This is a genomic window from Leifsonia sp. LS1, from assembly GCF_020521355.1.
GTDB lineage: Bacteria > Actinomycetota > Actinomycetes > Actinomycetales > Microbacteriaceae > Leifsonia.
Map to the genome: position 1 here is coordinate 120,532 of NZ_BPER01000004.1, position 17,712 is coordinate 138,243.

The following is a 17,712-nucleotide window of genomic DNA, read 5'->3' on the forward strand; positions in this document are numbered from 1 at the left end:
CCGCATGACAGACTCCCAGCCGTCTTCCGACCCGTATTCGCCCGCAGCCGACGATCCGGCGGCCGAGGAGCGCGTGCGGTCCGCCGTCGAGACCGGGCTGCCGTCCACGGTTGCCGACCTCTCGCGACTCGTCCGCATCCCCTCGGTCTCGTGGTCGGCGTTCGACCCCGCGAACGTGCGGGCGAGCGCTGACGCGGTCGCCGCACTGTTGAGCGAGACCGGCGTGTTCGAGAGCGTCGAGGTGAAGCAGGCGCCGATCGACGGCGACCAGCTCGGCCAGCCCGCGGTGCTCGCCACGCGCGCGGCGCGCAACGGGCGCCCGACGGTACTGCTCTACGCGCACCACGACGTCCAGCCCCCGGGGTCCGACGAGGACTGGGACACGCCGCCGTTCGAGCCGACGGTCCGCGGCGATCGCCTCTACGGGCGTGGCGCCGCCGACGACAAGGCCGGTGTGATGTCGCACGTCGCGAGCATCCGTGCCCTCGTCGAGGCGCTCGGGCCCGACTTCGACCTCGGGCTCGCCGTCTTCATCGAGGGCGAGGAGGAGTTCGGCTCCCGATCGTTCGCGAACTTCCTGCACGAGAACAGGACGGCCCTCGCGGCCGATGTGATCGTCGTGGCCGACTCGGACAACGTCGACGTCGACACTCCGGCGCTGACCGTGTCGCTGCGCGGCAACGTGACGTTCCGCCTCACCGTCTCGACGCTGGAGCACGCCTCCCACTCCGGAATGTACGGGGGAGCGGCCCCGGACGCCATGCTCGCGCTGATCAGGCTGCTCGCCACGCTCCACGACGAGGACGGGGCGGTCGCGGTCGAGGGCTTCCTCTCGTACGACGACGCGGAGGAGCCGCCCCACCTCAGCGAGGAGCAGTTCCGGGAGGAGGCCGCCCTGCTGCCCGGAGTGACGGCCGTCGGCACCGGTCCCATCCTGTCGCGCCTCTGGTCGAAGCCGACGGTGACGATCACCGGGATCGACGCTCCGAGCGTCGCCAACGCGTCCAACACACTGCTGCCGAGCGCCGCGGTCCGCGTCAGCGCGCGCGTCGCGCCCGGCCAGCCGGCCGCCGAGGCGTTCGCGGCCCTCGAGAAGCACCTCCGCGCGAATGCGCCGTTCGGCGCCCACGTCGACATCTCGGACGTGGACACCGGTGAGGCGTTCCTCGTCGACACCGCCGGCTGGGCCGCCACGGAGGCGAAGCGCGCCATGGCCGACGCCTGGGGCCGCGAGGCCGCGGAGACCGGGGTGGGCGGGTCCATCCCGTTCATCGCCGACCTCGTGCGGGAGTTCCCAGGCGCCCAGATCCTCGTGACGGGGGTGGAGGACCCGGACTCCCGGGCGCACAGCCCCAACGAGTCGCTGCACCTCGGCGTCTTCAAGCGAGCCATCCTCGCGGAGGCGCTGCTGCTCGCCCGGCTCGACCGCCGCACGGTCTGAGCGCCGTCTGAACGTCTGGACAGCCTCTCGGTTTTCCGACGTACAATCGACGCAGATTTCGGTTTCCCGATGTCCCGTATTCCGTGAAGGAGTTCCATGACCGACACAACGCTGACCGCGCCGAAGGCCCATGGCGTCGGCCTGACCGAGGCCGCGGCGAGCAAGGTCAAGAGCCTGCTCGAGCAGGAGGGCCGTGACGACCTGCGCCTGCGCGTCGCCGTCCAGCCCGGCGGCTGCTCCGGCCTGATCTACCAGCTGTACTTCGACGAGCGCATGCTCGACGGCGACGCCACGGTGGACTTCGACGGCGTCGAGGTCATCGTCGACAAGATGAGCGTGCCGTACCTCGACGGCGCCGCCATCGACTTCGAAGACACCATCCAGAAGCAGGGGTTCACGATCGACAACCCCAACGCGACCGGCTCGTGCGCGTGCGGTGACTCGTTCCACTGATCGTCGCATAGCACACAAAAACACCATGGGCCGCCCCTCGAGGGCGGCCCATTGTGTTCGAATCAGGGTGTCCGGCGGAGTAGGGTAGGGAGAGCCACATACATTTGGATGTGAACTGTCCCAGAAGTCACTCGAAAGGTCACCGGTGCGTCACAATCGCCGTCTCCGATGGGCTGCCATCCCGATCGCAGCGACGCTCGCCGTCGTTCTCGCGGGTTGCACGCAAGCACAGCTGAACGGATTCCTCCCGGGATTCGTCGAGGGCGAGCAGCCCGTCACCAACCACACCGAGCGCATCAGCGGTCTGTGGGTGACGAGTTGGATCGTGCTCCTGATCGTCGGCGTCATCGTCTGGGGCCTGATCGTCTGGGCGGTCATCGTCTTCCGCCGCCGCAAGGGCCAGACCGGTCTCCCGGCTCAGCTGCGCTACAACATGCCGATCGAGATCTTCTACACGATCGTCCCGCTCATCCTGGTGCTGGGCTTCTTCGCCTTCACCGCGCGGGACCAGAACGCGATCGAGAAGCCGTACGCGAACCCGGACCTCAAGATCCAGGTCTACGCCAAGCAGTGGGCGTGGGACTTCAACTACGTGACGGACAACGTGTACGACCCGGGCATCCAGGTCCAGCCGGACGACGCGAGCGCCACCCCCGGCTCCGTGCAGGAGGGGTCGATCCCGACCCTGTACCTGCCCGAGAACAAGAAGATCACCATCCAGCTGGACTCGCGCGACGTGATCCACTCCTTCTGGGTGCCGGCGATGCTCTACAAGAAGGACGTCATCCCGGGCAAGACCAACTACATGTACTTCGAGACGACGGGCCGCACCGGCACGTTCGTCGGCAAGTGCGCCGAGCTGTGCGGCGAGTACCACTCGGCGATGCTCTTCAACGTGAAGATCGTGCCGCAGGCCGAGTACGACGCCCACATCCAGAGCCTGCGCGACCAGGGCTTCAAGGGTCAGCTCGGGTCTGAGTACGACCGCAACCAGAACCTGCCCGGAACGGGCGCTCCTCAGGGCAACGAGTAGGACACACCGATGACGACGACAGCACCGGCGCCCGGGGCGACCACCGCTCCCGCGCCGAAGCCCACGATCCTCAGTGCCAACGGCATCGAGCGCAAGGGCAACATCCTCGTGAACTACATCACGTCGACGGACCACAAGACGATCGGGTACATGTACCTCATCTCGTCCTTCGTGTACTTCCTCATCGGCGGCGTGATGGCGCTCATCATCCGGGCACAGCTCTTCGAGCCGGGCCTGCAGGTGGTGGCCACCAAAGAGCAGTACAACCAGCTCTTCACCATGCACGGCACGATCATGCTGCTCATGTTCGCGACGCCGCTCTTCGCCGGCTTCGCCAACGTGCTCATGCCGCTCCAGATCGGTGCGCCCGACGTCGCGTTCCCGCGGCTGAACGCGCTGGCCTACTGGTTCTACTCCTTCGGCTCGCTCATCGCGGTCGCCGGATTCCTCACCCCCCAGGGCGCGGCCTCGTTCGGATGGTTCGCCTACGCGCCGTTGTCGAGCACGACGTTCTCACCCGGCATCGGCGGCAACCTCTGGGTGCTCGGCCTCGGCCTCTCCGGGTTCGGCACGATCCTCGGCGCGGTGAACTTCATCACCACCATCATCACGATGCGTGCTCCGGGCATGACCATGTTCCGCATGCCGATCTTCACCTGGAACACCCTGGTGACGTCGATCCTCGTGCTGATGGCCTTCCCGGTGCTCGCCGCCGCGATGTTCGCCCTCGCCGCCGACCGCGTGTTCGACGCCCACATCTACGACGCCGCCAACGGGGGAGCCCTCCTCTGGCAGCACCTGTTCTGGTTCTTCGGCCATCCCGAGGTGTACATCATCGCGCTGCCGTTCTTCGGCATCGTCTCCGAGATCTTCCCGGTGTTCAGCCGTAAGCCGATCTTCGGGTACAAGACCCTCATCTACGCGACGATCGCGATCGCCGCCCTCTCCGTCACCGTGTGGGCCCACCACATGTACGTGACCGGCTCGGTCCTGCTGCCGTGGTTCTCGCTGATGACGATGCTCATCGCGGTCCCGACCGGTGTGAAGATCTTCAACTGGATCGGAACGATGTGGCGGGGGTCGTTGACGTTCGAGTCGCCCATGCTGTGGTCCATCGGCTTCCTGATCACGTTCACCTTCGGTGGTCTGACGGGCGTCATCCTGGCTTCCCCGCCGCTCGACTTCCACGTCTCCGACACGTACTTCGTCGTCGCCCACTTCCACTACGTCGTCTTCGGCACCGTCGTGTTCGCGATGTTCGCAGGGTTCTACTTCTGGTGGCCCAAGTGGACGGGCAAGATGCTCAACGACCGGCTCGGCAAGTGGCACTTCTGGCTGCTCTTCATCGGCTTCCACACGACCTTCCTCGTGCAGCACTGGCTGGGCGTCGTCGGCATGCCGCGTCGGTACGCGACCTACCTGCCCACCGACGGATTCACCTGGATGAACCAGCTGTCGTCGATCGGCGCCGGAATCCTCGCGATCTCGATGATCCCGTTCTTCGTGAACGTCTACCTGACGGCGCGCAACGCGCCCAAGGTCACGGTCAACGACCCGTGGGGCTACAGCCGCTCGCTCGAGTGGGCGACCAGCTGCCCGCCGCCGCGCCACAACTTCACGTCGATCCCGCGCATCCGTTCTGAGTCGCCCGCGTTCGACCTGAACCACCCCGAGGCGGGCATCCCGATCGGCGTCGGCGGTGCCAAGGACGCCCCGGACGCCCCGGTGCTCGACGTCGCGAACAACGAGGTGAAGTAACCCATGAGAGCAAATGCCATCCTCTTCTGGATCCTCTCGATCTTCTTCATCCTCTCCGCGGTGGTCTACACCGCGTGGAGCCTGCTCGACCCGATGCACGGGAAGGTCGAGTGGGTCGGTACGGTCGCGCTCGTCCTGAGCGCCATCCTGGCTGCATTCATCGCGTTCTACATCGGCCGCTCGCATGCCTCCCAGGGCGGAGAGCTGCCGGAGGACCGCCTCGACGCCAACATCGACGACGGCGACCCGGAGCTCGGGCACTTCAGCCCGTGGAGCTGGTGGCCGATCGCGCTGGCGGCCGGCGCCGCACTGGTGATCCTCGGCCTCGCCGTCGGATTCTGGATCTGCTTCATCGGTGTGGCCTTCAGCCTCGTCTGCATCGTCGGCTGGGTCTTCGAGTACTACCGCGGGTACTTCGCGCGCTGAGCGTCAACCGCTGAACGACTCTCATCCACTGGGCCGTCTCCTTCGGGAGACGGCCCAGTGGCGTCGTCCGACCACCTGTGGCGATGTGTGCTGAGGGGAAAGGATCGTCGAATGATTCGTGTCGTGCTCTTCGACCTCGACGGAGTCGTCCGGAACTTCGATCCCGGGGTCGTCGTCGATATCGAGCGGAGATATGGCCTTACGGCGGGGCGGCTGGAGAGTATCGCCTTCTCGAGGCCGCTCATAGACGATGTCACCACGGGCCGAATCAGCCGAGCTCGCTGGCTGCGCGAGATCGGCGAGCTCGTTGGTAGCCCTGCAGCTGTGGCGGAGTGGGGTGATCACCCGGCGGTCGTCGATGAGGGTGTTCTGGAACTGTCCGACGAACTTCGGAGACTCGGGGTGCGGACGGCCGTGCTCACCAACGGAACGGACACCATCTGCGCCGAGATCGCTGCGATGGGTATCGGCGGTCGATTCGACGCATTCTTCAACTCGGCCGACATCGGATTCGCGAAGCCCGATGTCCGCGCCTTCCAGCACGTCCTCGACGCCCTCGATGTCTCGGCCGAGGACGTCTTCTTCACTGATGACTCCGCCTCGAAACTCGTGGGCGCTGACAGCCTCTCGATGCGGACTCACCTCTTTGCGGGTGTCGTCGACCTTCGTCGGCACCTCAGGCAGGCAGGGGCGGACGTAGCCCCGCACGGCTCTGAGTCGATCAGCGAGAGCGGCCGCCATCCCGGACGCTGAAGTGGAGAACGTCCACGTCGAGGCGTGTCTCGGAGGGGAGCCCGACGATACCGGTGCCGGTGCCGGTGCCGGCGTCGACGTGATGCGCCGACGGTCCCATGCCGATGAGAGCGCGTCGGAGGGGCTCGTCGACTGCGAGTGTCTCCTCGACGTGTTCGCGCCCCTGGAGGGCATACAGGGGCGCTGCTGCGGTGATGACATCCAGCGCCTTGTCGTCGGGAACATCCAGCATGGCGGTTCCGTTCCGGAGGGAGGCGAGGTGCGTGGCCCGGGGGACGACGACGATGAGCGTCCCGCCGGGCTCGAGCACCCGAGCGAACTCGGGCAGGTTGCGTGGAGCGAAGACGTCGAGGATGACGTCACACGCGGCGTCGTGCAGCGGCAGAGGGCGCCACGTGTCGGCGACGAGTCCGTCGATCCGGTCCGATGATCGCGTGGCGCGGGTGACCGCAGCGGGGGAGAGGTCCATCGCGAGGCCAGTCGCCTCCGGACGTGCAGCGAGAGCGGCGCGCAGGTAATACCCGGTGCCCGCGCCGGCGTCGAGGATGCGCAGGGCGCTCTCCGGGACGGCGGCGGCCAGGGCGGAGGCGATCGCGGTGTAGAGGCCGCCCTCGAGCACGGCGTCGCGGGCGTCGAGCATCGGAGCGCTGTCTCCGACATGCTTCGAGCCGCCGAGCAGACTGATGTAGCCGCGCTTGTTGACGTCGTGCCGGTGACCGTTGGCGCAACCGAGCACGAGGCGGTCCACGGGGGCGAGATCGGCGGCGCACACGGGGCAGCGCAGCCAGGAGGCGAGGCGGTCGAGATCGGTCACGGCAAGCTCCGGGGGAAAGCGGGTGTCGGCGGGCAACAGAGGGCGCGTGTGGGAATGCGAAAGCGCCGGTGCGTCACACGCACCGGCGCTCTCACGACGGGGACCGGGTCAGTGGTGGTCGTGACCCGACTCGAGCTCGCCCTTCGACGGCGGGACCATCCGGTCCTCGAAGAACCAGCGGGAGAGTCCGGCACGCATCCGGTTGCCCATGGTGATCTTGCCCTGCCTGTTCGGGCGGATCATCAGCGGCTCGTAGGACTCGTAGCTCACCAGCCGCCAGCGCTCGTAGTCGCTCAGCTGCTCGTGCACCTCGATGAACTCGCCGCCGGGGAGCTTGACGATGCGACCGGTCTCGTAGCCGTGGAGGGCGATCGAGCGGTCCTTCTTCTGGAGCGCCAAGCACACGCGGCGCGTGACCACGAACGCGATCAACGGCCCGAGGAACAGCAGCGCCTGCAGAGTGTGGATCACGCCCTCCATCGTCAGCTTGAAGTGGGTGGCGATGAGGTCCGAGCTCGCGGCGGCCCAGAAGACCGCGTAGAAGGTGACGCCGGCAGCGCCGATCGCGGTGCGCGTCGCGGCGTTGCGCGGACGGTCCAGGATGTGGTGCTCACGCTTGTCGCCGGTGATCCACGCCTCGATGAAGGGGTAGATCAGAACGGTGACGATGAACAGTCCGAGGATCGCGACCGGGATGATGATGTTGAACGACCAGGTGCGGTCCAGCCAGACGAACTCCCAGCCCGGCGGGACGAGACGCAGGGCGCCGTCCGCGAAGCCGATGTACCAGTCGGGCTGGGTGCCCGCCGAGACGGGGGAGGGATCGTAAGGTCCGTAGTTCCAGATCGGGTTGATGGTGAAGAGCGAGGCCATGGCCGCGACGACACCGAACACGATGAAGAAGAATCCACCGGCCTTGGCCGCGTACACCGGGAGCACCGGGTAGCCGACGACGTTGCCCTGGGTGCGGCCCGGAGCGGCGTACTGCGTGTGCTTGTGGATGACGACGAACATCAGGTGCAGCGCGATGAAGGCGAGCACCATCGCCGGCAGCAGCAGGATGTGCAGCGTGTACAGGCGCCCCACGATCGCGGTCCCCGGGAACTCGCCACCGAAGAGGAGGAACGAGATCCACGTGCCGACGACCGGCAGGCCCTTGATCAGACCGTCGATGATGCGGAGGCCGTTGCCCGAGAGCAGGTCGTCCGGGAGGGAGTAGCCGGTGAAGCCCTCGGCCATCGCGAGGATGAAGAGGACGAAGCCGATGACCCAGTTGAGCTCGCGCGGCTTGCGGAACGCTCCCGTGAAGAAGATGCGGAGCATGTGGAGGCCGATGGCCGCCACGAACAGCAGCGCCGCCCAGTGGTGGATCTGGCGGACGAGCAGGCCGCCGCGCACCTCGAAGGAGATGTTGAGCGTGGACTCCATGGCCGCAGACATGTGGATGCCCTTCAGCGGGACGTACGAGCCGTGGTACACGACCTCGGCCATCGACGCCTGGAAGAAGAACGTCAGGAAGGTCCCCGAGAGCAGGATGACGATGAAGCTGTAGAGCGCGACCTCACCGAGCAGGAACGACCAGTGGTCGGGGAAGATCTTGCGGCCGAACTCCTTGACGGCGCCCGAGATGCTGGTGCGGTCCTCGATGTAGTTCGCGGCTGCTGCCGTGAATCCACCGCTCTTGACCGGCGTAGGTGCCGCGGGTGCGGCGGCTGTGGTGCTCAATGGCGCTCCCAGAAGCTCGGGCCGACGGGCTCGTGGAAGTCGCTGCGGGCGACCAGGTAGCCATCGGCGTCAACGGTGATCGGAAGCTGCGGCAGCGGGCGCTTGGCCGGTCCGAAGATGACCTCGGCCTCGTGCGTGATGTCGAACTGCGACTGGTGGCACGGGCAGAGCAGGTGGTGGGTCTGCTGCTCGTAGAGCGCCACCGGGCACCCGACGTGCGTGCAGATCTTGGAGTACGCGACGATCCCGTCGTAGTTCCAGTTCTCACGGCCCTTGGAGACGTGCAGGTCCTCGGGCTTGAGGCGCATGAGCAGGACGGCCGCCTTGGCCTTCTGCTCGAGCATGTCGTCGGTCTCGTTGAGGCCCTCGGGGATCACGTGGAACGCGCTGCCGAGGGTGACGTCGGAGGCCTTGATCGGAGTGCCGGACGGGTCGCGCGTGAGGCGCACGCCCTTGGCCCACATCGTCTGCGAGAGCAGTTCGACCGGGTCCTCGTCCTGCGGCGCGAGACCGCGGAAGAGGACGACCGCGGGGAGCGGGAACGCGATGAGCGCGCCGATGAGGCTGTTGCGGACCAGGGTGCGGCGGTTGAAGCCGGACTCCTCGTCGGCCTGGCGGAAGATCTCGACGGCCCGCTCGGTGGTGCCCTCGCTGCCGCGCACGGGGTGGCGGAGGTCGACGCCCTCCTTCTCGTGCATGAGCGCCTTGCCCCAGTGCACGGCGCCGATGCCGATCGCGAGCAGTGCGAGGGTGATGCCGAGACCGATGAACAGGTTGTTCAAGCGCACCGACGCGGGGTCGCTGTCGTGGATCGGGAACGCCATGTACGCGGCGACGGCCCAGACGCTTCCGGCGATCGACAGGTAGAAGAGCGTGTAGACGGTACGCTCGGCGCGCCGCTCCTTCTTGGGGTCGAGGTCGGTGACGCGCGGCCGGTGCGGCGGGAAGCCGGGGTTCTCGGGCGCGTCGCGGACGACGATCGCTGTCCCCGATTCGCCCGTGCGGTGGGCGTCGACGGCTGACGAACTGGCTGGCGTCAGCTCGTGACCGCCGTTCTCGTCCTGTGCCATTGTTCTCCTTCTTACGCTTTCTCTACGCTCAGTACCGGCTAGTTGGACTTCGCCGTGATCCACACGGTCAGGGCGACGATGGCGCCGAGGCCGAAGATCCACAGGAACAGGCCCTCGGCCACCGGGCCGAGCGAGCCGAGCTCGAAGCCGCCCGGGGACGGGTGCTCCTGGATGTACATGAGGTACGTGATGATGTCGGCCTTGCCCTGCGGGTCGACGTTCAGGTCGTTGAAGACCGGCATGTTCTGCGGGCCGGTGATCATGGCCTCGTAGATGTGCTTGGCGCTGACGCCCGTGAGCGGCGGGGCGTACTTGCCCTCGGTGAGCGCTCCACCGGCGCCGGCGACGTTGTGGCACATCGCGCAGTTGATGCGGAAGAGCTCGGCCCCGCGGGCGGCGTCACCCTTGCCGTCGAGGTACTTCTGCTCCGGAATGGACGGGCCGGGGGCCAGGGAAGCGACGTAGTCGGCGAGAGCAGCGGTCTGCTCGTCGGTGAACTGGACCGGCTTCTCCTGGGCCTGCGGGCCCTGCATCTGCATGGGCATGCGGCCGGTGCCGACCTGGAAGTCGACGGCGGCCGCACCGACGCCGATGAGGCTCGGCGCCGCGTCGGTGCCCTGGGCCTCCATGCCGTGGCAGGTGGCGCAGTTGGCCTGGAAGAGCTTCTTGCCCTCGTCGACGCTGGCCTGCGACGCCGCTGCCGGAGCCGTCTCGGCGGACGCCGTCGTGGTGGTGAAGGCGGCGTAGGCGCCGCCGGTCAGGCCGAGACCGATCGCGAGGAGGGCGACGGTGGCCAGGGGGTGGCGGCGACCGCTCTTGCGCGCGGGCTTCGCCGTGCTGCGGTTCTGTGCGGGTCCGGAGTGTCGGGGACGCATGGGGTGGTGTCAGCTCCTGATTTCTACTAACGGATGATGTAGATGACCGCGAACAGTCCGATCCACACGACGTCGACGAAGTGCCAGTAGTAGGAGACGACGATGGCGCTCGTCGCCTCCTTGTGGCCGAAGTGCTTGACCGCGAAGGCGCGGCCGATGACGAGGAGGAAGGCGATGAGGCCGCCGGTCACGTGGAGTCCGTGGAAACCGGTGGTCAGGTAGAACGCCGATCCATAGGCGTTCGAGTGGATCGAGATGCCCTCGCTGACGAGCGTGGCGTACTCGAGGATCTGGCCGGCGACGAAGATGGCGCCGAGCGCATAGGAGAGCAGGAACCACTCGACGAGGCCCCACTTCCAGAACTGGAACAGGCCTCCGGTGCGGTGGGCCTGCAGACGCTCCGCGGCGAACACCCCGAACTGGCACGTGACGGAGCTGAGCACGAGGATGGTCGTGTTCGTCGCCGCGTAGGGGATGTTGAGATGCGCCGTCTCGGCGGCCCAGAGGTCCGGCGACGTCGACTTGAGGGTGAAGTAGATCGCGAAGAGTCCCGCGAAGAACATCACCTCCGAGCCGAGCCAGACGATGGTGCCGACGGCCACGACGTTGGGCCGGTTGATCGCCGGCGCATTCGCTGCAGGGGAGATTGAGGTGCTCGTCACGTAACCCATTATGGCTGAAAAGGAGCCGTGGTTTTCTCACCTGAAAGGTCTGAATTAACCCCCAGAGTGGTTAGGCTGCCCTTAGTTGACGCCCGGAAGCGTGGCTCCCCGTGGCCCACCGGTGCGCAATAGGATCGTTTCATGACGGAATCACAGTCCTGGTCGTCCGTGCTCACCTCCTTGCTCGCCGGCGAGGATCTCAGTGTCGCGGACGCCGCCTGGGCGATGGATCAGGTCATGACCGGGCAGTCGACCGACGCCCAGCTCGCCGCCTTCCTCGTCGCTCTGCGCGCGAAGGGCGAGACCGTCGACGAGATCGTCGGCTTCCGCGACGCCATCCTCGACCACGCCGTGCCGCTCGCGGTGGACCCGATGGCACTCGACATCGTCGGCACCGGAGGCGACCGGTTCGGCACCGTGAACGTGTCGACCACGGCCTCCATCGTGGCCGCTGCCGCGGGGGTGCCCGTGATCAAGCACGGCAACAAGGCGGCCAGCTCCTCGTCCGGCTCCTCGGACGTGCTGGCGGCGCTCGGGATCGATCTCTCCCTGCCGGCCGAGCGCGTCGCCGAGGTGCTGCGCACGACGGGGATCACCTTCGCCTTCGCGAGCGCCTTCCACCCCGGCTTCGCCAACGCGGGCCCGGTGCGGTCGCAGCTCGGCGTCCCGACCGTCTTCAACTACCTCGGACCGTTGTGCAACCCGGCGCGGCCCGAGGCGTCGGCGGTCGGCGTCGCGACGCTCGACCGCATCCCGCTGATCGTCGGCGTGTTCCAGACCCGCGGCGCGACCGCGCTGGTCTTCCGCGGCGACGACGGGCTGGACGAGCTGTCGACCACGGGTCACAGCCACGTCTGGGAGGTCTCCAGAGGCCTCGTCACCGAGCACGACATCGATCCGCGCGACCTGGGCATCCCCCGGGCGCGGATCGAGGACCTGCTCGGCAAGGATGCCGCGTACAACGCGGATGTCGTGCGTGCCGTGCTCGCGGGCCAGGAGGGCCCCGTGCGCGACATCGTGTTGCTCAACGCGGCGGCCGGGCTCGTGTCGTACGAGCTCGCGTCCGACCCGTCGAGGGTCCAGGACTCCATCCTGGATCGGTTCCGTTCGCACATGGCGGTCGCCGCCCAGGCCATCGACTCCGGGGCTGCGGCCGCGAAGCTCGACGAGTGGGTGGCGGCGACGCGCTGAGGTAGCAAGCACCGACAGCTGTGGAAAGAAGGGTTTTCAATGAAGAAGCTCATCAACGACGTGCCCGACGTCGTGGCGGAGTCCCTCGCGGGGTTCGGCCGGGCCCATGCCGACATCGTGACGGTGTCGGATGATCCTCGCTTCGTGTCGCGCGCCGACGGCCCTGTGCAGGGCAAGGTCGGCCTGGTCAGCGGCGGTGGCAGCGGCCACGAGCCGCTCCACGCCGGCTTCGTCGGCAAGGGGATGCTCGACGCGGCCGTCCCCGGAGAGGTCTTCACCTCGCCGACGCCGATGCCGATCGTCGAGGCCACCAAAGCCGCGGACGGCGGCGCCGGCGTGCTCCACATCGTCAAGAACTACACCGGCGACGTGCTCAACTTCGAGACCGCGGCCGATCTGGTCGGCGCCGAGGGGATCACCGTGCGTGCAGTCGTCACGAATGACGACGTGGCGGTGCAGGACTCCCTCTACACGGCCGGGCGCCGTGGGGTGGCGGGAACCGTCCTCGTCGAGAAGATCGCCGGCGCCGCGGCCGACCGCGGCGACGACCTCGACGGCGTGACCTCCATCGCCGAGCGGGTCAACGCCAACGTGCGTTCCATCGGTCTCGCCCTCACGGACGGGACGGTGCCGCACGCCGGCGAGCCGGGCTTCGTGCTCCCCGAGGACGAGATCGAGTTCGGCGTCGGCATCCACGGCGAGCCGGGCCGCGAGCGCATCAAGATCGAGCCGGCCGACCGCCTGGTGGACCGGATGATGGACGCCGTCCTCCCGGACCTGCCGTTCTCGTCGGGCGACCAGGTGCTCCTGTTCGTCAACGGGATGGGCGGCACCCCGCTGTCGGAGCTCTACATCCTGTTCCGGCGCGCCGCGGAGATCCTGGACGAGAAGGGCATCACCCTTTCGCGTTCGCTCGTCGGCAGCTATGTCACGTCGCTCGAGATGCAGGGCGCCTCGATCTCGGTGCTCAAGCTGGACGACGAGCTGACCGCGCTGTGGGACGCGCCGGTGCACACCGCCGCGCTCCGCTGGGGACTCTAGGCCCACGACCACACCACACGAGGAGGAGGCGCTGATGGCGCTGGACACGAACTGGGTCTCGGCCTGGGTGACGGCGGCCGCTGCGGCGGTCGGGGAGCACAAGCAGGAGCTGAACACCCTCGACAGGGAGATCGGCGACGGCGACCACGGCGAGAACATGGACCGCGGCATGCACGCGGCCGCGGACGCGCTGGCGAAGCTCCCCGGGGACGCCACTCCGAATGCGGCCCTGCGGTCGGTGGCGATGACCCTCATCTCGACCGTCGGAGGCGCGTCGGGCCCGTTGTACGGGACCGCGTTCCTGAAGGCCGCGGAGCCGGTCGGCGACCACGCCGACATCGACGGGCCGACGCTCGTCGCGCTGCTCGGCGCAGCCCGGGACGGCATCGTGTCCCGCGGCAAGGCGGAGCCGGGCGACAAGACGATGGTCGACGCCTGGACCCCCGCGGTGGAGGCGGCCGCAGCCGCGCAGGAGTCCGGGGCGTCGCCCGCGGAGATCCTCGCGGCCGCGGCGGACGCCGCCGAGCAGGGTGCCGTCGCGACCGAGCCGCTCGTGGCCCGCAAGGGGCGGGCGAGCTATCTCGGCGAGCGATCCGCCGGCCACCGCGATCCGGGAGCACAGTCGACCGCGCTCATCCTGCGTGCGGCGGCGGAGGCGGTGAGATGACCGAGCGGGTGGGCATCCTCTTCGTCTCGCACAGCGTGCTCCTGGCCGACGGCGCCGTCGCCCTCGCGGCGCAGATGGCGCCCTCGGTCCGCCTGGTCGCGGCGGGCGGCACGGACGACGACGGTATCGGCACGAGCTTCGCGAAGGTGATGGCCGGAGTCGGTGAGGCCGACACCGGGTCGGGCGTCGTCGTGATCAGCGACCTCGGCTCGGCCCTGCTCACCGCGGAGACGGTGCTCGACATGCTGGGCGACGACGAGCGCGCCCGCGTGCGCGTGGTCGACGTGCCCTTCGTGGAGGGCGGGATCGCCGCCTCGGTCGCGGCGGAGACGGGTGCCGACCTGGCCGCGGTCGCCGCCGCCGCGGAGACGGCGCGGACGGCGTGGGCGGGGGAGGCGCAGGCGGCCGAGGTCTCTCCGGCGCCCGCACCCGAGGCTGCGCCGGCCTCCGTCGGAGCGGACGGATCGTACGAGCGCGAGGTGCTCGTCCGCAACCCGCAGGGTCTGCACGCCCGCCCGGCCGCCGATTTCGTCAAACTGGCCAACACCTTCCCGGCGAAGGTGACGGTCAACGGCAAGGACGCCAAGAGCCTGCTCGGCGTGATGTCCCTGGGGCTCACCGCGGGCTCCACCGCCCGCATCGCGTCGGACGACCCGGCTGGGACCGACGCGGTCGACGCCCTGGTGGCCCTCGTGGAGACGGGGTTCGGCGAGGTCTGAGCGGACGCCGCACAGCGGATGCCGCCTCCTACGCCAGGGAGGCGGCATCCGCCGTTTCAGGGCCTGCTCCTCAGAGCGCGAGGGCCATCTCCCGCTCCCGTGTGCTGCGGTCGAGCGGGTAAGGCTGTGTGCGGCCGGTGAAGACGAAGCCGCGGCGCTCGTAGTAGCGGATCGCGGCGGGGTTGTGCTCGTGCACGTCGAGGAGGAGGCGGTCGCCGCGTCCCTGCGCCCACTCGATGACGGCGTCGAGGAGGGCGTCCGTGACTCCGGCCGCGCGTCCGCGATAGCGCGGGGTGACGTACACGCCTACGAGATACGGGTCACGGGTGCCCGCGGCCTGGTGGCCGCCCATGCTGCCGAGCCACGTCCCGCCCGGAGCCACCGCGGCGAAGAGCCGGGTCGTGGTGGACGTGCCGTCCGTGCGGCGGCGCCAGTGCTCGTCGGGGTGGAGGCGCGCGGCCTCCAGGGTCTCGAGGAACGCCAGCGCCGCGTCCTCCAGCATCTCGAAGCGGAGCGCGCGGTAGGCCTGCCAGTCGTCCTCGACGCTCGGCCGGATCGTCCAGTCCGGCCGAGCACCTGACGCCGTGCCCGCGAGGGTCACCGGACGATCAGCCCCGCTCCGCCAGGAGTGCTTCGGCTTCGGCGAGGAGGATGGCCGTGCACAGTCCGTCGAGCGCCGTGCGCAGCTCCCCGATCGGCGGGAAGGTGGGCGCGATGCGGATGTTGGCGTCGCGCGGGTCGTCGCCGTAGGGGAAGGTCGCGCCAGCGGGGGTGACGGCGATGCCGGCCTCCTTGGCCAGCTGCACGGCGCGCGCCGCAGTGCCGTCGAGCACGTCGAGGCTCACGAAGTAGCCGCCCTTCGGGGCGTTCCACGTGCCGCCGCCCCAGGGGGCGAGGCGAGAGGTGAACGTCTCGTCGACGACGGCGAACTTCGGGGCGACGATCGCGCGGTGCTTCTCCATGTGGGCGGCGAGGCCCTCCGCGTCCTTCAGCAGCTTCACGTGGCGCAGCTGGTTGATCTTGTCCGGCCCGATGCTCTGCGCAGCCAGGTTGCTCTGCAACCAGGCGATGTTCGCCTCCGACGCACCGACGAAGGCGACGCCGGCACCCGGGTAGGTGACTTTGGAGGTCGAGGCGAAGACGAGCGGGCGGTCGGGGTTGCCCGCCTCGGCCGCGAGGGCGAGCACGTCGATCGGCTCGGGGCGTTCGTCGGCGAGGTGATGCACGGCGTAGGCGTTGTCCCAGATCAGGCGGAAGTCGTCGGCGGCGGGGAGCGAGACGAGGGCGCGCACGACCTCCTCGCTGTAGACGGCTCCGGTCGGGTTGGCGTACACCGGGACGCACCACATGCCCTTGATGCTGTCGTCCGTGGCGAGGAGCGATTCGACGGTCTCGACGTCGGGGCCGTCGTCGTTCATCGGGACGGCGACCAGCCGGATGCCGAAGCGCTCGCAGATGGTGAAGTGCCGGTCGTAACCGGGCACCGGCGCGAGGAAGCTGATGGACTGGCCGGCCCACGGACGCTCCCCGCCGGGCACGCCGTAGAGCAGGGCCTGCACGATGACGTCGTGCATGAGGGTCAGGCTGGAGTTGCCGAGCGCGAGGAGCTGGGGGACCGGCACGCGCAGCGCGTCGGAGAAGATCGCGCGCAACTCCGGCAGCCCGTTCGGGCCCCCGTAGTTGCGGAGGTCGGTGCCCGCCGCGTCGCGGAACTCGCCGTCCGGGAGGTGCAGGAGGTCGTCCGAGAGGTCGAGCTGCTCCGCGGACGGCTTGCCGCGGGTGAGGTCGAGCGAGAGGCCGGTGGCCTTCAGCTCCTCGTACGCACGCGAGAACTCGGCGTGCGCGGCGCGGAGCGCCTCGGTGTCCAGGTCGGTGAGAGGTGTCGCGGGGGAGGTCACGTTCCGATCGTACCGGCGCGGGCGGGGTCGTGCCGCGGGCGGGGTGTGCGAACATCCTGAATGTGACCGACGAAGTGCAGAAGGGCCGCGGGTTGTCGCGCGCGCGGATGATCGTGGCGCTGGCCGCGGGTGTGGCCGTCGGCGTGGTGGTCGGGCTGCTGGACGCCTGGCACTACGCCGTGATCGCGGGCTGGGCGGGCGCGTGCGTCGTCTACATCGTCTGGGTGTGGACGACCGTGTGGCGGCTGGACGGCGCACAGACGCGCAGCCATGCCACGCTGGAGGACCCGGGCCGGCGGGTGACCGATTGGCTCCTGTTGTTCGCGTCCGTCGCCTCGGTCGTGGCGGTGGTGTACATCGTCGTGGACGCCCGGCACCTGAAGGGCGCGCCGCAGCTGGTGGTGGCGCTGCTCGCGGTGTTGAGTGTGGCGCTCTCGTGGGTGCTCGTGCACACCGTCTACACGTTGCGCTATGCGCGGATGTACTACCGCAAGGACGGCGGCGTCGACTTCAACCAGAAGGAGCCGCCGCGCTACAGCGACTTCGCGTACCTGGCGTTCACGCTCGGGATGACCTTCCAGGTCTCGGACACGAACATCAGCAGCTCGTACATCCGGCGCGCGATCCTGCGGCACACGCTGCTCTCCTACCTGTTCGGCTCGGTCATCCTGGCGACGACGGTGAACCTGGTGGCGGGGCTCACCTGAGGTAGCGCACGAAGCGGTAGCGCAGTCCGTCGGCGGAGGTGAGCCACTCGCCGTGCTCGGCCGTCCAGCCATCGCCCAGCTGGGGGGCACGCGTATCGCCGTCGACGGCGAGGTCGACTTCGGTCACCTCGACGCGGTCGGCGAGCGGGAGCGCGGCGGTGTAGAGCTGCGCGCCGCCCATCACCCAGACGGTGTCGGCGTCGCCGGCCGCCGCGAGCGCGTCCTCGACGCTGTGCGCGACCTCTGCGCCCGGAGCCGCCCAGTCCGCTCGGCGTGTGACGACGATGTTGGTGCGGCCCGGCAGCGGGCGGAACCGCTCCGGCAGGGAGTCCCAGGTGCGGCGACCCATGACCACGGGGGAGCCCGAGGTCTGGGCACGGAAGTGCCGCATGTCCTCCGGGAGGCGCCACGGGATGCCGCCGTCGGCGCCGATGATGCGGTCGTGGGCCTCCGCCCAGATGAGCGCGACCGACACGCGG

The 17,712-nt window shown here is 68.8% G+C and carries 19 protein-coding genes; 11 read left to right on the forward strand and 8 right to left on the reverse strand.

Annotated features, from left to right (window positions below):
- Positions 1 to 4 precede the first annotated feature (4 nt).
- The 6 genes from LLS1_RS08880 (at position 5) to LLS1_RS08905 (ending at position 5,864) form a co-directional block, all read left to right on the forward strand.
- Complete coding sequence (locus LLS1_RS08880; protein ID WP_223357027.1) at positions 5 to 1,441, forward strand: dipeptidase; 1,437 nt, start codon at positions 5 to 7, stop codon at positions 1,439 to 1,441.
- Between the two features lie 96 nt (positions 1,442 to 1,537).
- Complete coding sequence (gene erpA, locus LLS1_RS08885; protein WP_223357025.1) at positions 1,538 to 1,894, forward strand: iron-sulfur cluster insertion protein ErpA; 357 nt, start codon at positions 1,538 to 1,540, stop codon at positions 1,892 to 1,894.
- A 145-nt stretch (positions 1,895 to 2,039) separates the two neighbouring features.
- Positions 2,040 to 2,927 (forward strand): cytochrome c oxidase subunit II, encoded by an 888-nt coding sequence (gene coxB / locus LLS1_RS08890; protein WP_223357023.1) that lies wholly within the window; start codon positions 2,040 to 2,042, stop codon positions 2,925 to 2,927.
- Between the two features lie 9 nt (positions 2,928 to 2,936).
- Complete coding sequence (gene ctaD / locus LLS1_RS08895; protein ID WP_226654852.1) at positions 2,937 to 4,685, forward strand: cytochrome c oxidase subunit I; 1,749 nt, start codon at positions 2,937 to 2,939, stop codon at positions 4,683 to 4,685.
- Between the two features lie 3 nt (positions 4,686 to 4,688).
- Entirely contained in the window at positions 4,689 to 5,111 is a 423-nt protein-coding gene (locus LLS1_RS08900; RefSeq protein ID WP_223357019.1) for a cytochrome c oxidase subunit 4, read from the forward strand.
- Between the two features lie 111 nt (positions 5,112 to 5,222).
- Entirely contained in the window at positions 5,223 to 5,864 is a 642-nt protein-coding gene (locus LLS1_RS08905; protein WP_226654854.1) for an HAD family phosphatase, read from the forward strand.
- Here the strand turns inward: LLS1_RS08905 and LLS1_RS08910 are convergent.
- From LLS1_RS08910 to LLS1_RS08930, 5 genes are all read right to left on the reverse strand, one after another.
- Positions 5,833 to 6,678 (reverse strand): methyltransferase domain-containing protein, encoded by an 846-nt coding sequence (locus LLS1_RS08910; RefSeq protein WP_226654855.1) that lies wholly within the window; start codon positions 6,676 to 6,678, stop codon positions 5,833 to 5,835. The two genes, LLS1_RS08905 and LLS1_RS08910, sit on opposite strands and share 32 nt — an antisense overlap.
- Before the next feature lie 108 nt (positions 6,679 to 6,786).
- Positions 6,787 to 8,403: a ubiquinol-cytochrome c reductase cytochrome b subunit gene (locus tag LLS1_RS08915; RefSeq protein WP_223357013.1), complete on the reverse strand. Its 1,617-nt coding sequence runs from the start codon at positions 8,401 to 8,403 to the stop codon at positions 6,787 to 6,789.
- A complete protein-coding gene (locus LLS1_RS08920; RefSeq protein WP_223357011.1) occupies positions 8,400 to 9,473 on the reverse strand; it encodes a ubiquinol-cytochrome c reductase iron-sulfur subunit in 1,074 nt (357 codons plus the stop codon). Before LLS1_RS08920 ends, LLS1_RS08915 begins: the two co-directional genes overlap by 4 nt.
- A gap of 38 nt (positions 9,474 to 9,511) precedes the next feature.
- On the reverse strand, positions 9,512 to 10,348 hold the full coding sequence (locus tag LLS1_RS08925; RefSeq protein WP_226654857.1) for a c-type cytochrome: 837 nt from the start codon (positions 10,346 to 10,348) through the stop codon (positions 9,512 to 9,514).
- Positions 10,349 to 10,374: 26 nt separating this feature from the next.
- Entirely contained in the window at positions 10,375 to 11,019 is a 645-nt protein-coding gene (locus LLS1_RS08930; protein WP_223357008.1) for a heme-copper oxidase subunit III, read from the reverse strand.
- A gap of 132 nt (positions 11,020 to 11,151) precedes the next feature.
- On the opposite strand from LLS1_RS08930, the gene trpD reads away from it, so the two are divergent.
- From trpD to dhaM, 4 genes are read left to right on the forward strand one after another with little or no spacing between them, the layout of a single operon-like run.
- On the forward strand, positions 11,152 to 12,201 hold the full coding sequence (gene trpD / locus LLS1_RS08935; protein ID WP_223357007.1) for an anthranilate phosphoribosyltransferase: 1,050 nt from the start codon (positions 11,152 to 11,154) through the stop codon (positions 12,199 to 12,201).
- Positions 12,202 to 12,240: 39 nt separating this feature from the next.
- Complete coding sequence (gene dhaK, locus LLS1_RS08940) at positions 12,241 to 13,242, forward strand: dihydroxyacetone kinase subunit DhaK (protein WP_226654859.1); 1,002 nt, start codon at positions 12,241 to 12,243, stop codon at positions 13,240 to 13,242.
- Between the two features lie 34 nt (positions 13,243 to 13,276).
- The gene (dhaL, locus tag LLS1_RS08945) at positions 13,277 to 13,909 is read left to right on the forward strand and encodes a dihydroxyacetone kinase subunit DhaL (RefSeq protein ID WP_226654861.1); all 633 of its coding nucleotides are present in this window, start codon (positions 13,277 to 13,279) and stop codon (positions 13,907 to 13,909) included.
- Positions 13,906 to 14,628 (forward strand): dihydroxyacetone kinase phosphoryl donor subunit DhaM, encoded by a 723-nt coding sequence (gene dhaM, locus LLS1_RS08950; RefSeq protein WP_226654862.1) that lies wholly within the window; start codon positions 13,906 to 13,908, stop codon positions 14,626 to 14,628. The genes dhaL and dhaM overlap by 4 nt, the downstream gene beginning before the upstream one ends.
- Positions 14,629 to 14,698: 70 nt before the next feature.
- Here the strand turns inward: dhaM and LLS1_RS08955 are convergent, their stop codons facing one another.
- Both LLS1_RS08955 and LLS1_RS08960 read right to left on the reverse strand, forming a co-directional pair.
- On the reverse strand, positions 14,699 to 15,229 hold the full coding sequence (locus LLS1_RS08955) for an N-acetyltransferase (RefSeq protein WP_226654864.1): 531 nt from the start codon (positions 15,227 to 15,229) through the stop codon (positions 14,699 to 14,701).
- Positions 15,230 to 15,236: 7 nt separating this feature from the next.
- Positions 15,237 to 16,526 carry an aminotransferase class I/II-fold pyridoxal phosphate-dependent enzyme gene (locus LLS1_RS08960; RefSeq protein ID WP_226654871.1) on the reverse strand — a complete coding sequence of 430 codons (1,290 nt, stop codon included), beginning with the start codon at positions 16,524 to 16,526 and terminating at the stop codon, positions 15,237 to 15,239.
- Positions 16,527 to 16,588: 62 nt separating this feature from the next.
- On the opposite strand from LLS1_RS08960, the gene LLS1_RS08965 reads away from it, so the two are divergent.
- Positions 16,589 to 17,233, forward strand: coding sequence for a DUF1345 domain-containing protein (locus LLS1_RS08965; RefSeq protein WP_223356999.1), 645 nt, complete (start codon positions 16,589 to 16,591; stop codon positions 17,231 to 17,233).
- Here LLS1_RS08965 and LLS1_RS08970 read toward each other — a convergent pair.
- A complete protein-coding gene (locus tag LLS1_RS08970; RefSeq protein ID WP_226654872.1) occupies positions 17,226 to 17,708 on the reverse strand; it encodes a dihydrofolate reductase in 483 nt (160 codons plus the stop codon). The genes LLS1_RS08965 and LLS1_RS08970 overlap by 8 nt on opposite strands.
- Between the last annotated feature and the right edge of the window lie 4 nt (positions 17,709 to 17,712).

Coding starts and splice junctions, on each gene's coding strand:
- dhaM (WP_226654862.1), top strand. CDS start 13,906: ATGACCGAGCGGGTGGGCATCCTCTTCGTCTCGCACAGCGTGCTCCTG.
- dhaL (WP_226654861.1), top strand. CDS start 13,277: ATGGCGCTGGACACGAACTGGGTCTCGGCCTGGGTGACGGCGGCCGCT.
- ctaD (WP_226654852.1), top strand. CDS start 2,937: ATGACGACGACAGCACCGGCGCCCGGGGCGACCACCGCTCCCGCGCCG.
- erpA (WP_223357025.1), top strand. CDS start 1,538: ATGACCGACACAACGCTGACCGCGCCGAAGGCCCATGGCGTCGGCCTG.
- LLS1_RS08905 (WP_226654854.1), top strand. CDS start 5,223: ATGATTCGTGTCGTGCTCTTCGACCTCGACGGAGTCGTCCGGAACTTC.
- LLS1_RS08880 (WP_223357027.1), top strand. CDS start 5: ATGACAGACTCCCAGCCGTCTTCCGACCCGTATTCGCCCGCAGCCGAC.
- LLS1_RS08920 (WP_223357011.1), bottom strand. CDS start 9,473: ATGGCACAGGACGAGAACGGCGGTCACGAGCTGACGCCAGCCAGTTCG.
- LLS1_RS08900 (WP_223357019.1), top strand. CDS start 4,689: ATGAGAGCAAATGCCATCCTCTTCTGGATCCTCTCGATCTTCTTCATC.
- LLS1_RS08930 (WP_223357008.1), bottom strand. CDS start 11,019: ATGGGTTACGTGACGAGCACCTCAATCTCCCCTGCAGCGAATGCGCCG.
- LLS1_RS08925 (WP_226654857.1), bottom strand. CDS start 10,348: ATGCGTCCCCGACACTCCGGACCCGCACAGAACCGCAGCACGGCGAAG.
- trpD (WP_223357007.1), top strand. CDS start 11,152: ATGACGGAATCACAGTCCTGGTCGTCCGTGCTCACCTCCTTGCTCGCC.
- dhaK (WP_226654859.1), top strand. CDS start 12,241: ATGAAGAAGCTCATCAACGACGTGCCCGACGTCGTGGCGGAGTCCCTC.